Source organism: Salipiger sp. D13, from assembly GCF_003703915.1.
Taxonomy (GTDB): domain Bacteria; phylum Pseudomonadota; class Alphaproteobacteria; order Rhodobacterales; family Rhodobacteraceae; genus Salipiger; species Salipiger profundus.
On the sequence record NZ_ML112615.1, the window covers coordinates 1 to 13,594 of the forward strand.

The following is a 13,594-nucleotide window of genomic DNA, read 5'->3' on the forward strand; positions in this document are numbered from 1 at the left end:
CCTCTCGTACGATGTAACACACACCAATCAGCACCACGTCACAATGCCAGCCGGTTACACTCCGTGCAGGCGTTCGCCGTTCTGAATTACGGCCGCGCCCCGAGTAGATATCGGGGCGCGGACGGACTCGTTTGGGCCTCGGTCAGTCCGCTGGCTCGGTCGGGGGCGCTTCCTCGGTGGTCGCATCGGGTGTTATGGTCTCCGTGCCGTTGTTGCCGAACATTGAAAAGGCAACGATCGCAATCACGACGACCAGCGCCAGAACGACGAGGATGTTGCGGGACATGGTGTGGTCTCCTTCCATTTCCTGTCGTGGAAAGCCTAGGTGGCGTGAGGAAACCGGGGAACCCCGGGCCGCGGCACCTGCGCTTTTCCGGCGGAGGGCTGCCGGAAAATTTAGGGCTTCGGCGGGGAGCCGCGAACCGGAAGGGCGCCGGGCCAGACGATATATGATTCCTCTCTTGCGATCAGCCGACAGCTGTCAGAGTCGCGCTCGCGGTTACCTCATGCAGCGCGCGAGGCACGGCTCAGGCAATGAGAAATGAAAAAAGCCGCACGGAATTCCGTGCGGCTTTTCTGCGTGAGGTGCGCCAAGGTCAGGCCGAGGAACCGTCGCCCTCCATGCGGACCCGGAAAGGCTGGGTCTCGCCCTGCTTGGACTCTCCGAGGTAGAGCGTCTGGTGGGGGAAGGGGATCTCGATGTTGCGTTCGTCGAAGACCTCCTTGAGGACGCCGTTGTAGGCGCGGCCGACGCCCCATTGCGTGCCGGGCACGCATTTGATCCGGGCACGCACCACCACGGCACTGTCGCCGAAGGCATTGATCCCGAACCATTCGAGGTCGCCCATGATCGACTGCGCCTGCTCCGGGTCGGCGCGGAGCTGTTCGAAGGCGTCCAGCATGGCCTGTTTCACCTCGTCGATGTTCTCGCGGTAGGCCACGCCCATGTCGCAGACGAAGTAGCCGAACTCGCGGACGAAGTTGGTGACCATGTCTACCGACGAGAAGGGGATTACGTGGAACGCGCCCGAGAGATCCCGCAGGCTGACCGAGCGGATGGTCAGGCGCTCGACCACGCCGGTGGTGCCGCCCACGGTCACCACGTCGCCCACGTTCATCGCGTTCTCGAACTGGATGAAGATGCCGGTGATGATGTCCTGCACCAGCTTCTGGGCACCGAAGCCGATGGCAAGGCCGAGCACCCCGGCCGAGGCCAGCAGCGGCGCGATGTCGAGCCCGACTTCGGACAGCACGAACATCAGCGTGATGATCACCAGCGCGATCGTGGCGGCATTGCGCAGGAGCGTCAGCAGCGTGCGCTCGCGAGCGGTGGCCACCGAGCCGAACTCGGGGTTCAGGCGATAGTCGACCCAGGAGGTCATGGCGACCCAGATCACGAAGGCCACGAGCAGGATGGCGGCCACCGAGAAGATCGCACTGGTCAGCTGCAGTCCGATCTGGCTTGCCATCCAGCCCCGCAGGTCGATCAGGCTTATGGCGTTCAGGGCGAACACCACGACCAGCAGGAAGATCGCGAAGCGCAGCACGAAGAGGGTCTTCGGCACGAAGGTGTTGAGACGCCGTTCGAGCAGCGGCAGACGCTGGGTCACCGTCTCGGGAAGCTGCACACCGCGCACCATGATGCGGGTCAGCACGCCCGAGATCATCACCCCCAGCAGTGCGACGACCAGGACCTGGCCCGAGTTCAGCAGCGATCGGAAGGCCGCGTCCCCGGGTTGCACCAGCACGAGCACGAGCATGGTGAGCAAGTAGAGAAGGGCGGGCCAATGCCAGTGGCGGACAAGGAACCTCAGCGCGCTGCGCCGCTTGCGCGGGGGCTCCTCGGTCTCGCCCATCGGGAACTCGTCCGGGGCGGCGGAGACCGGCGCATTTTCCTCGGTGGCCTGCTCTGCGGCACGGACCTCTTCGGCGTGTTCCGCCTCGGTCTGTCCGCCGCGCTCGAGCCAGTCGGCGACCGGTCGGCGGTTGCGCAGCACCAGCCAGATGGCAAGCCCGACCACGAGAAGCGCGATGAGCGCGGACGTGGCGCGCCCGGCGGCGAGCGACACGTTGGCATTGATCACCGGGACGATCAGCAGCTGGCCGTAGCCCACGAGGCCGACCATCAGGTTGAGACGTCGCGCAAGATACTGCGCGGCAGTGTTCGAGATCGGTAGTGGCCGCAGGTTTCCGGCGGAGGGCGACAGGGCAAGACGCACCACGACCTTGGCGAGCTCGACCAGAAGGAACGCGTTGAGATAGAGCGTCTGGCGAATGCCGATCTGCCCGTAGTTGCCGATGAACAGTGTCGCGATAAGGTAGCCCACTGCCCAGGCGGCGACGACGATCAGCGCGTCGATGACTGCGGATGCAAGGAAGAGAAGGACAGTGCGCAGGATGCCACTGTCCCGGGCAGAGGCGCCCATGCGGCCATAGAATGCCTTGCCGAAGCGGCGCAGCACGAGAAACACCGCGACGGTCGCGACGATGATCAGCGCGAGGTCGCGCAACGCATCGAGCAGGACGCCGGCCTCGCTACCGTCGAGGCCGTCGAACACCTGCGGCGCGCGCGTGATCTGGTTCCACACGGCTTCGCCGCGCGAGGCGACATCCTCGGCCGTCTGCTGCGTGATGAGGGCGATCCGGCGGCCGAATGAAAGCGCCTCGGACGGCGCGGCCTCTTCGCCGGCCAGCGTGTCGACGATGGCGTCGTCAGCGGCGGCTTCGGCCGTTTCCCGTGTCGCGCGAAGCTCGGAAATGAGCGCGTCCCGGCTTTCGGGGTCTTCGATCACGTCAAGAAGCAGGTCGAGCTTCGTGGCGGACTGTTGGGCAGTTTCGGCCTCGGGGGCGGTGGTCTGCGCCTGCGCGACGGCGGGAGCGAGCACGGCGATCGACAGCGCGGCGAGCAGCAGCGCCGCCAGTCTGTTTCCCAGGGATCTCATGTCACCTCGTTCGATTTCTTGATCATTTGCAGCCATGACTATAGCGCAGCGCGGCAAAACGGCACGGGCATGGGGTCAAGTTGTTGCGAGCCGGGCAGGGCCTCCATCCGGCAGTCCTGGATGACGCGGTCGCGCAGGTTTTCGGGTTCGGGCGGTCCCGGATGGACGCTCATCCACCGGACCGCGACCGGAGGCATGCAGGCACCGGGACGCGGCGTTGCGAACTGTCCTGTGGTCATGCTGCAGTGCAGCGCCTAGGTATCCGGGCAAGCAGGGACGCAGCGCGCCCCGGAAGACATCAGGAGAGATGACATGACCGCAACCGACATCCATTCGCTGCAAACCGAAGCCAAGAGCCGCCGCGGCATCTTCCGCCGCGTTCTCGATGTTCTGGTGACCATCGCCGAGACCACCCAGCAGGCGCGCCGCCTGCAGGAACTGACGAACATGAGCGATGCGCAGCTGGCCGAGCGGGGCCTGCGCCGCGAAGACATCACCCGTCACGTGTTCCGGGATCAGGTCAGCCTCTGAAGCGATCTGGCGACCCAGAGGCGAACCATCTGCTGGCTCCCGTGATCGCCGGATGACCTTGTGGCGGCATGGGGCCAGAGGCCTCCGCCCCCGGTGAAAAGCCGCGGTCGTTTGCTGTCGTCGCGCGGACGTTGACCGGTGGCCTTTTGTCCGGCGCGGAAACATGTCAGGTGTGGCGCCGAGCCCATCGCAACCGCCCGCCGGAGACCGTATGCCCGATCTCGACGACCGACTGCTTGTTCACGTCTTCGGCGAGGCCGATTTCGCGACCTTCAATCTCGACCCCGAGGACGTTCGTGCACGGCGCAAAGTGTTCGGCACGAAGGAAGGTGACGATTACGTCCAGGTGATCGGCGCGCTTTTCAGCGGCGACAACTGGGACCAACTCAAGCTCCGGCAGGCCGAGAACGGCATGACCTACGAGGATCTCGTGGCGAACTGCCTGATCAGTCTCGTCGCCGGGACCGAGTCCGTTTCGTTCGCGCTCGAAGGCGGCTACAACCTCGTCGCGCTCGGGGTCTTCCGCGGGGTCTCCGAACGCAAGGAAGTGCCGAGCTACAGCGCGCGTTTCCTCGGCGTCTCCTCCACCACGACAGACGATGCGCATGCGCACCTGAGCCTCGTCCGTGAGGGCGTCGGCCAGATGGTGGGCGAGATCGAGGGCGATATCGACGCCGGCCGGATCCACTCGGACAGTGTCATCGCCCACATGATCCACCCCGACGTGGGCCCCGAGGACGCCTCCGACGATGCGGAAGAGGTCACGCCGCTGCCGCAATCGGTCATGTTCCACGAGATGCTCGGCGATAAGGGGGCGGAAACGGTGATCCTTTGCGCCTGCGATCCCGAGTTCGCGCGCCCGCTCGCGCAGGTCGACGACCTCGTGGTGGGGCTCATCTCGGGCATCGTTCCGACCCCGCATGGCAGTGTCGGCTACTGGCTGTGGCAGATCGCGCCGAACACCGGGCACGGCTTCCTGCAGGAACAGTTCGTCGACCTCGCGGATTTCCCGAACCCGACCTACGACCGTCTGAAGACGGCGGAGACGGTGCAATTCGTCGTCGTCGACCGCACCACGCACCGCCGAAGCCATTCGCTACTGCTTCGCCGCGCAAGCCTCGGGATCGACGAGTTCGAGGCGATGGCGCTCGAGGTGGCCGACTCCGAGCCCGATGCCGATTTCGAGGCTGCCTGCGCGCACGTGATGGAGACCGTCGACCCGCAGGAATTCCTGCGGCAGACGCTGGCGCAGAAAAGCAAGCGCAAGACCAACCTTCACTGAGCGCCGGGTGCGAGCACCGGGCCGGGTCGGCGTGCGTCAGCCCCCGAAAACGGTGGCTGCGTGAAGGAAAGCACCTCTGGTCCGTTGGAGAAGCGGCGCTATCTTGGTGAAAGACGGTCTTTTGGGGAGGGACATGATGCTGCGACAGCAGAGCCCGCAGTATGGGCCGATGGATTTTCTGGCCGGTGACGGCGAGATGGCCAGGCGTATCCGCGAGACTGACTGGAGCGAGCATCCCTTCGGACCGATTGAAGAGTGGCCGCAGTCCCTGCGGCTGGCACTGTCGATCTGCCTGAACTCGGCTTTCCCGACGGCGATCTACTGGGGCCCCGAGTTGCGCCTTCTTTACAACGATGCCTGGGCTCCAATCCCGGGGCCGCGCCATCCGGAGGCGCTCGGTGCTCCGGCCAGACGGGTCTGGAGTGACATCTGGGACGTCATCGAGCCACAGTTCAACGAGGTTATCCGCAGCGGCACGGGGCTCTTCGCCCAGGATCAGATGTTGCCGATGCAGCGCTACGGTCGCGTCGAGGAAACCTACTGGAACTACAGCTTCACACCCCTGCGCGGTGAGAAGGGCGACATCGTCGGGGTCTGGAACTCGGGAAGCGAGACCACGCAGAACGTGATCCAGCGGCGCAACGCGGAATTCGTCGTGCGCCTCAACGAGGGGTTGCGCGGCTGCGCCTCGGCCGAGGCGGGCATGACGCTCGCGCTCGAGCGGCTCGGAACGCACCTCGGGGCCGATGTCGTCGGGGTGCTGGAGCCCGGACGCGACGAGGCGCTCGGGGTCACCCGCGTGATCTACCCGCCGCAATCCGAGGCGATCTCGCCGCTGCGCGATAACTGGGTCGGCCCGAACGCGGAGGCCGAGCTTCGCGCCGGCCGGGATGCCTTCGTCGATTGCGAGGATCCCGCGCTCGAGCCGGAGACACGGCGTTACTTGGTGGATCGGAACCTGTCGAACGGCGTTTTCGTGCCCTGGACGAGCGCGGGGCGGCTGGAGGCTGCGCTGTTCGTCCACTGGTCCCAGCCCCGTACCACCAGCGTGCTGGACGTGGCGTTGATCGAGAAGGTGGTCCAGACCACGATGTCCTGGGCTGAACTCGACCGCGCCCGCGCCCGCGAGGTGGTGATGGCGCGGGAGATCGACCACCGCGCGCGCAACCTTCTGGCGATCCTGCGGGGGCTCGCCCGGCTGATCTCGGCGGACACCGTGCCCGACTACAAGGAAAAGCTCGACGACCGCATCACCGCCCTGTCACGCATTCACTCGCTGCTGTCGGACCGGCGCTGGGAAGGTCTGGGCCTCAGGGACGTGATCCACGAGGAACTCGGGACCTTCGATGTCGGGGAGCGCGTGCGCGTCGAGGTTCATGGGCCCGAGGTCACGCTCGCCGCCGCGGATGCGCAGCTGCTGGCGATGATGTTCCACGAGTTGAGCACCAACTCGGTGAAGTACGGCGCGCTTGGGCATTCGTCGGGAGTGCTCGAGGTGCACTGGTCTGTCGCGGCAGAGGACGGCCCGCTTGAGCTGTCGTGGACAGAGCGCTGCACCTCCATTCCCGATGCAAACGGCGACCTGCGCGAGGGCTTCGGAACGATTCTGTTGCGGCGGATCGTCCAGGACCATTTCAAGGGGGCGATCACGTCCAAACAGTCGGCCGGGCTGATGCGCTACATCATTTCGCTGCCCACGGAGCACTGGGGCGCGGCCCTGCAAGGAAACACCGGCGGCGCCCCCGAGGCGCCCGGCGCCCGCAAGCGCTCGGTCATGATCGTCGAGGACGAACCGATCATCGCGCTCGATCTTGCAGGCATGATGGAGACCGCCGGCTACGATGTCTTCGGGCAATTCGGCACGATTGCATCTGCCCGCGATGGCATGGCACGCGGCGTTCCCGATGTCGCGCTGGTCGACGAGAACCTGGCCGGTGAAAGCTCGCGCGAGATCGTGCAGGCATTGGTTGCGCGCGGCGTCGGGGTCGCGATCATATCTGGCTACGAGGGCGACTCCATGACCGGCGTTCCGCGTCTCTCCAAGCCTGTCTCCGAAGCCGAACTCCTTGCGACGGTCAGGAACCTGCTCGGCGGCTGAAACCGGCGCCTCTCATCGTCACACGGGGGGGAAAGACGCAAAGAAGCCCCGCCGGGGGGCGGGGCTTCGCCGGAACCTGTTCCGGATGTCCGGATTCAGTCCTCGGAAACGACGTTGGCCCGGGTCGAGGTCTGCAGCGCCGAAGAGAACTGGGCTTCGGTCATGTCGACCACGACACCATTTTCGCCGGCGCTCAGCGACGCAAGCTGCACGGCCGCATTCTCGATGGCGCGGTCATCGGCACCCTCCATCTCGCCATCCAGGTCGATGAGCACACGGTCGGCGTCCCGGTCGAACTTGTAGACCGTGCCGAGGATCTCGCCGTCGCTCGAACGGACCACGGCGTCATCGGTCAGAGCGGCATCCAGCTGCGCCGAGATGTTGGCCGCGCCGCCATAGGGTTCTTCGGCAACGTCGCCCACGGCCTCGACCCCGGCCTGTGCGGTATCCGTGGCGGACTCGCCGACGGCATAGACGGTATCGGCGATTTCACCGGCCGCGTCGGACGCCTGCGCCGAGATGTCGGCCTCGTTGTCGGATTGGGCACTGGCGCCGCCCGCAATCGCGATGGCGAATGCTGCGGTGGTGGCGGTGAGAATGCGCTTGGTCATACTGTCGATCTCCTTGTCGTGTCGATCTCTGCCCCCTCAATGCGGACCCCCGGGCGAATGTTCCAAATCGAATCCTGAACCACCTTTCCGGCAGTGGACCGCTCATCGACACGCCAAGCACACGGCCCGGATGTGCCGGAGCATGGGCGGGGAGAAGGCGAAAGGGGCATGCGACGGCAGTGGTGGAGACGGCGGCGCATGCCGGGCAGAAGCAAGGCCCCCGGTTTATCCGGTCTGACCGTTCAGCCATGCCATGGCCTCGGTCTGTTTATCGAAGTGACGCGTCTCGTCGACCTTCCGACGCTCGCCATCGATCTCCGTGAACTCTTCACCGCGGTATTGCGTCACGGTCGTGCCATCCTGCGCCTCGATCTGTCTCTGCCAGATTTCCCGCGCGCCTTGCCGTTCAAGAATTGTCCAATCTCTGCTCTGCATGGCTGGCCTCCTTTAAGCGAGGTGTGTCCGGACCAACCAGTGCGACGGTGGTCAGGTTCCTGCCCGTGTCTGCAGCCGCAGCCGGCCACCGTGCTTCTGCCTGGGCGGGATTTCGGCCCCCACGCGCCGCCAGACTCCTGCCGCCGCGGCCAGGCTGGCGATATGCATCGCAAATCTTCCGGAGGGGTGCTTGGGGTTCACCTGCCAGCCGGAAAGCCGCAGCAGAAGGACGATCCGCCGGTGGCCATCGCCGCCATACCCCCGGCGCAGATTGATGACGTCGGCGGTCATGGGCGCCACCCTCGTGGTCTTCAGATGACCGTTCCCCAGGAACCTCGTCATGCTCGAGCCAGGTTTCCGCATCCGTCACAAGTCATCGGTCCGTTGCACTTTCGCTACCGTCTTCAGCCTGAGGTCTGACCTGCCGTTCCGCGCGCCCTGCGGCCCATCCAGAGGCAAAGCCGACCGTCCGCTTCCTGCGCCTGGCTGCCCCTGGTTCGGCCGTTTCCAATGCCCGCTTTCCTGTTCCTTCGCAGGGTTCTCGCTTGCCTGGACCAAGGGCTGATCCCCTTCGGTGCACGATCAAGGATGCGCGGTTTCCTCGATGGCCGGTATGACATCCACTGGACATTCGCTATGTCGTCACTGCATCGAATGGCAACCGCCCGACGGTCCTCTTGAACGCAAAGGAGTCTGCTATCCCTTTCCCGATCATCATTGCGCTGATCCTCGTCCTGTCTGCCGTGGGCCTGACCTACGAGATCGCCGCGGGCCGCGTTCTTGCGCCCTTCTTCGGAACCTCGCTGCTGACCTGGACAGCCGTCATCGCGACCGTTCTCGGTGGCTTCTCCCTGGGCAGCGCGCTCGGGGGGATCGTTGCGGAACGCCCGCGCCCCAGCGCCTTGCGCCAGGTGCGCGGCGCCCTGATCGCCACGGCCGTTCTGATGGCCGTGTCGCCCACGCTGCTGGGCCTGCTCAATTCATGGGGCGCGCGCGGCACGAGTGGAATGTTGCTCAGTGTGTTCATCGTGTTCTTTCCGGCCTCGGTCTGCGTGACGCTGCCGTCTCCACTGCTCGCCAAGCTCGCGATCGAGGCCAGACCGGGTCGCGAGGGATCGTCACTGGGATTCGTGCTGGCGGCGGGCTCTGTCGGTGCGATCTTCGGCGCCATTCTCGCGGGTTTCCTGGCACTGCCGCTGATCGGGGCGACGGCGACTTTTGCCGCCTGCGGTGCCTTGGCCCTACTGTGCCTGCCCTTCCTCCGGGGCGGCGGCACTGAGAACCATGGCGTGACCATCGCGGCGGCAGCTTTCGTTGCCTTCGCAGGGCTCGCCGGGGCCCCGGCCTGCCAGTACGAATCCGGCCTGTCCTGCCTGCACGTGATCCGCCAGGGTCCCGAGGTGCGCCTCGTCTCGGATGGGCAGTTGCAGGCCGCCGAACGACGCATCTCGGGAGCGGACGGGGAAGGGGCCTCGGGCCTGGCCCTGAGCTACACCGAATGGATCTGGGCGCGCATGGAGCGCGATCTTGGCGCTGACGCGTCAGTGATGTTCGTCGGGGGCGGCGGCTATACGCTGCCGACGAAACTGCTTGCCTCGCGTCCCGAGGCGCAAGCGGTTGCCGTCGAGATCGACCCTCTCGTGACCGAGGTGGTTCAGGACCACATGCCGCGGGCCGGCGAAATGATCGTGCAGACAGGCTACGACGCCTCGGAGGACAGGGAAGCGGACGGTCGACTGGGGATCGTCCACGCCGATGGTCGGGTTTATCTGAACGAGACGCAGCGACGCTTCGACGCCGCCGTGATGGATGCTTTCTCCTCCGGCTCGGTTCCGGCTCACCTCGTCACGCGCGAGACCTTTTCCCGCCTGAAGGAGATCGTCGACGGACCTGTATACGTCAACCTGATCGACCAGGCAGACGGGCGCCTGGCGCGCGGTGTGAATGAAATCCTGAGTGAACTCTACCCGCACATCGAAGTCGTGCACGGTTCCTTCACATCCCGGGGCCGGGGCAACATTCTCTTCGCGGCGTCCCCCCGACCGTTGGATGACCTGAATGATCTGCCGGAGGGCTACAGTCAGACGCACCTTTCCGAAGGGCGCGCGTTCACCGACGATCGCGGGTGGTTCGGCCACAGATAGTCCCACTGACAGGTTCGGCGTTTTCAAATGCCGCATGTTCGCGATCCCGGCTAAAATCTTCGGCCCGTTGCACCATGGCTTGGCGTAGGCCCCGTTGCAGAAAAGCGGCAGCGCAATCCGCCGACGCCCATTTTCTTCCCGCACGGTCCTGTCGATCAGAGGCCGCGTCGCGTACCTGCGCAGTACTGTCTCAGGAGGCGTCAGCGGCGCTTGGAAGGGACACGACGAGCTTTTGAAACGCGAAGAAGCCCTTCCCGCATGACACGCGGTGAGCCAGCCCCTTTGAAGTGGTCCACCCACGAAGCCTGAAATCCGATAGGATTTCGGCGAACAGGAGGACTACGGAATGGCTGGAAAGCGAGAGAAGCCGGAAGACATTGTCACCAAGCTGCGTCAGGTCGAGGTGTTGCACGGCCAGGGCCTGTCGATGGCCGATGCGGTGCGCCAGATCGGGATATCGCAGCACACGTTCTACCGCTGGCGGAAGCAGTATGGCGGGATGAACCGGGCACAGTTGTCGCGGCTGAAGGAGCTCGAGAAGGAGAACTTGAGGCTGCGGCGGGCGGTATCTGACCTGACGCTCGAGAAGCTGATCCTGACCGAGGCTGCTCGGGGAAACTTCTAAGCCCTTCGCGCCGCCGCGAGTGCGTGGAGCATGTATGCCAGACACTCGGCATCTCCGAACGCCGGGCCTGCCGGGTGCTTGGCCAGCACCGCTCCACGCAACGCAAACCACCACAGGGCCGGGAAGACGAGGCGCGGCTGACCGCCGACGTCATCGAACTGGCTCGGGAGTATGGCCGCTACGGCTACCGCCGGGTCGCCGTGCTGCTGCGCCGGGCGGGCTGGCAGGTGAACCACAAGCGGGTGGCGCGCATTTGGCGGCGCGAAGGGCTCAAGGTCCCGCACAAGCAGAAGAAACGCGGCCGCCTCTGGCTGAACGACGGCTCCTGTGTGCGGCTGAAGCCTGAACATCCCAACCACGTCTGGTCCTACGACTTCGTGCAGGACCGGACCAGTGACGGCCGGGCTTACCGGACGCTCAACATCCTCGATGAATATACGCGGGAGGCGTTAATGATCCGTGTCGACAGGCGACTGAACTCCACCGATGTCATGGACGCCCTGACCGATCTCTTCATCCAGCGCGGTCCGCCGCGGTTCATCCGGTCTGACAATGGTCCCGAGTTCATCGCGCAGAAGGTCCGCGACTGGATCGAGCTGGTGGGGGCGAAGACCGCCTACATCGAGCCCGGGTCACCCTGGGAGAACGGATACTGCGAGAGCTTCAATGCGCGCTTCCGGGATGAGCTACCAAATGGCGAGATTTTCTACTCGTTGAGGGAGGCGCAAATCCTCATCGAAAGATGGCGAAAACACTACAACAGGGACCGGCCGCATAGTGCCCTCGGATATCGGGCGCCGGCGCCAGAGGCCTTCATCCCTATAGATCGAAGGCCGACCATGCATTAGCATTTAACCTGGACCACTCGATGGGGTCAGCTCAAGATCCGGGAATACAACCCGACGAGCGGGGCGCTCGCGCGTGTCGTGACCGTCGCCTTCAACTCGGACCACATCACGGTCTTCGGAGACTTCATCTTCGCCACCTTCGGGACCAACGGCATCAACGGCGACATCATCAAGCTGCGCAAGACCGACGGGGTCGAGGTCCGCCGCTGGGAAGACATCGCCAATGCCGACTGCATCGAGGGGCTGGTGATCACCGGCGAGGTGAGCGGCACGCTCTACGCCGAGACCAACCACGACGGCGGGCTCCACTTCGGTGCGGGCGATGGGGCGGATCCGCAGCTTGGCGTCATCACCACCGCCGAGCTCGAGGACGGCGCCATCGGTGCGCCCCTGGTGCTGCCCGACATGACGCTCGTTCTCGTGCTGGGCTTCGATGCCTTCCCCGGCTCGGGCTCGAAGACCGTCCTCGGCTGGAACGACGTGCAGAACGGCGACCCGGGCTGGGCGGTGCAGATCCAGAACAACGCGCTGCGCTTCGTCTGCCTCAACGACGGCGAGAGCGCGGCGGCGGCCCGGCGCGAGACCTGGGACGTGACCGGGCTCGACGACGGCACCCCGCATGTCTTCGTCATCGAGCACAACGGCGTCAGCCGGCCGACCTTGCGAATCGACGGCGTCCCGGTCGCCGGCAGCTTCGTCGGGGACTTCACGACCTATACCGAGGGGCTGCGCGTCGACAACCTCGCCCTCGGCGGCGCCTTCAACGCGGCGGGGTCCTGGGTGGCGACGCAGGACGCCGACTTCACCTACCACGGCCACTATCTCAGCGAGCGGATCAGCGCCGCGCAGCGCGGCGCGCTCGAGGCCTATGCGGCCGCCCGCGCGGGCATCTCGCTGGGCTGACGGGGCAGTGATGAAGCACCTGACAACCTGGCTGGGCGAGAACGTCTGGATGCTCGCCGCAGTGATCGGCGGCATCCTGGTCTCGATCCTCACCAGCGAAGAGCAGACCTTCCGGATGGCGGTGGTGCGGGTGTGCTCCGGGCTCTTCTTCGCCACCCTGTTCCCAGGCCCCGTGCTCGACGTGCTGGGCCGGGATCCCGCCATCTACGGCAATGCGGTGGCGGGGCTGCTCGCAATGACCGGCTACGCGATCGCCAAGAGCCTTGCCGGCCTTACCGGGCGCCAGCTCGCCGAGTGGGTCGCCATCGTGATCGGGAGGAAGAAATGACCCGTCCTGACGTCTCCAACCGCACCCTCGGCGTCATGCTGATCGTCAGCTGGCTGGCGCTGCTGCTGTTCCAGCCGCTCACCGAGGCCTGGGACGACCGGCCCCCGCAGCGGCCGTGGATCGACGTTTCGCTGCAGCTCGACGGCGATCATGTCCTCTATACCCGCATGATCAAGCGCGTCCTGCGCGGCGACTGGACGGCCCGCGTGCAGATCTCGACCGGCGAGGGCTGGCGCACGGTCTGCGATGACAGCGGCGCGTGGACCTACCGNCACCGGCGGCTGTCCGCAGCCCTCGGGCGTGCACCGCGTCTGCGTCGATTACGTCATGGAAGACCTGCGCGGCCGGCGCCGGATATTCGGGCCGTTCTGCTCGGAGGGCGGATGACGGCCAGAGGTGCAGGCGCAGCAGATTCATGGGGGAATATACGACGGCGACCCGGGACGGGCTGGGGTCGTGCTGCGCCCGCCGACAGAAACTGAAGAGTCCGAACGACTTACTCAACACGCGCCCGGTGTAACGCACTGAGGTGCTGCAATACCGCACCGCCCGGTCCTCACGGCCCGGGCCTTTTTGCATGGGAAATCACCATGGATCGTACGCATGTCCAGATGCTGCTGGCCTCGGCCGGCTACTACGCCGGCGCCATCGACGGCATCGCCGGGCCGAAGACCATGACGGCCGTCGAGATCACCGAAGCGCACGCCGGCGACGGCTCCAGCGCCTGGCCGACCGCGCGGCGGCTCGTCGCGGCGGGACAGCGGGTGCTGAACGCGCAAGGCTTCGAGGCCGGCGCCGTCGACGGCTGGGACGGGGCTCTGTTGCACAAATCGGCTGATGGCCGAAG

Annotated in this window: 13 protein-coding genes; 8 read left to right on the forward strand and 5 right to left on the reverse strand. The window is 65.7% G+C overall.

Translation table 11 applies throughout. The features are described from left to right. Positions 1-142: 142 nt before the first annotated feature. Both D6860_RS25355 and D6860_RS17745 read right to left on the reverse strand, forming a co-directional pair. Positions 143-286, reverse strand: coding sequence for a hypothetical protein (locus tag D6860_RS25355; protein ID WP_157895890.1), 144 nt, complete (start codon positions 284-286; stop codon positions 143-145). A gap of 310 nt (positions 287-596) precedes the next feature. After that, complete coding sequence (locus D6860_RS17745; protein ID WP_076624912.1) at positions 597-2,942, reverse strand: mechanosensitive ion channel domain-containing protein; 2,346 nt, start codon at positions 2,940-2,942, stop codon at positions 597-599. A 312-nt stretch (positions 2,943-3,254) separates the two neighbouring features. Here D6860_RS17745 and D6860_RS17750 point away from each other — a divergent pair, with 312 nt between their 5' ends. The 3 genes from D6860_RS17750 to D6860_RS17760 all read left to right on the forward strand — a co-directional run bounded on the left by D6860_RS17750 (position 3,255) and on the right by D6860_RS17760 (position 6,853). After that, positions 3,255-3,473: a hypothetical protein gene (locus D6860_RS17750; RefSeq protein WP_017467059.1), complete on the forward strand. Its 219-nt coding sequence runs from the start codon at positions 3,255-3,257 to the stop codon at positions 3,471-3,473. A gap of 211 nt (positions 3,474-3,684) precedes the next feature. Continuing rightward, positions 3,685-4,755 carry a hypothetical protein gene (locus tag D6860_RS17755; RefSeq protein WP_017467060.1) on the forward strand — a complete coding sequence of 357 codons (1,071 nt, stop codon included), beginning with the start codon at positions 3,685-3,687 and terminating at the stop codon, positions 4,753-4,755. 133 nt (positions 4,756-4,888) lie between these two features. Continuing rightward, positions 4,889-6,853, forward strand: a complete 1,965-nt coding sequence (locus tag D6860_RS17760; protein WP_076624911.1) for an HWE histidine kinase domain-containing protein — start codon at positions 4,889-4,891, stop codon at positions 6,851-6,853. 95 nt (positions 6,854-6,948) lie between these two features. Here D6860_RS17760 and D6860_RS17765 read toward each other — a convergent pair whose 3' ends face one another. From D6860_RS17765 to D6860_RS17775, 3 genes are all read right to left on the reverse strand, one after another. Beyond that, entirely contained in the window at positions 6,949-7,464 is a 516-nt protein-coding gene (locus tag D6860_RS17765; protein WP_076624910.1) for a hypothetical protein, read from the reverse strand. A gap of 225 nt (positions 7,465-7,689) precedes the next feature. After that, positions 7,690-7,899 (reverse strand): hypothetical protein, encoded by a 210-nt coding sequence (locus D6860_RS17770; protein WP_076624909.1) that lies wholly within the window; start codon positions 7,897-7,899, stop codon positions 7,690-7,692. A 51-nt stretch (positions 7,900-7,950) separates the two neighbouring features. After that, entirely contained in the window at positions 7,951-8,190 is a 240-nt protein-coding gene (locus D6860_RS17775; RefSeq protein WP_076624908.1) for a hypothetical protein, read from the reverse strand. 386 nt (positions 8,191-8,576) lie between these two features. Between D6860_RS17775 and D6860_RS17780 the strand changes: the two genes are divergently transcribed. From D6860_RS17780 to D6860_RS17805, 5 genes are all read left to right on the forward strand, one after another. After that, the gene (locus D6860_RS17780) at positions 8,577-10,043 is read left to right on the forward strand and encodes a fused MFS/spermidine synthase (protein WP_229743384.1); all 1,467 of its coding nucleotides are present in this window, start codon (positions 8,577-8,579) and stop codon (positions 10,041-10,043) included. A 346-nt stretch (positions 10,044-10,389) separates the two neighbouring features. Beyond that, a protein-coding gene (locus D6860_RS17785; RefSeq protein ID WP_128549300.1) for an IS3 family transposase occupies positions 10,390-11,516 on the forward strand; the annotation gives its coding sequence in 2 pieces (ribosomal slippage) (positions 10,390-10,654 and positions 10,654-11,516; 1,128 coding nt in all). Positions 11,517-11,594: 78 nt separating this feature from the next. Further along, on the forward strand, positions 11,595-12,419 hold the full coding sequence (locus tag D6860_RS17790; RefSeq protein ID WP_017469548.1) for a hypothetical protein: 825 nt from the start codon (positions 11,595-11,597) through the stop codon (positions 12,417-12,419). Between the two features lie 10 nt (positions 12,420-12,429). After that, positions 12,430-12,747 (forward strand): hypothetical protein, encoded by a 318-nt coding sequence (locus tag D6860_RS17795; RefSeq protein WP_076624906.1) that lies wholly within the window; start codon positions 12,430-12,432, stop codon positions 12,745-12,747. Between the two features lie 590 nt (positions 12,748-13,337). Next, the coding region (locus tag D6860_RS17805) for a peptidoglycan-binding domain-containing protein (RefSeq protein ID WP_164845653.1) at positions 13,338-13,594 on the forward strand (257 nt) is incomplete at its 3' end.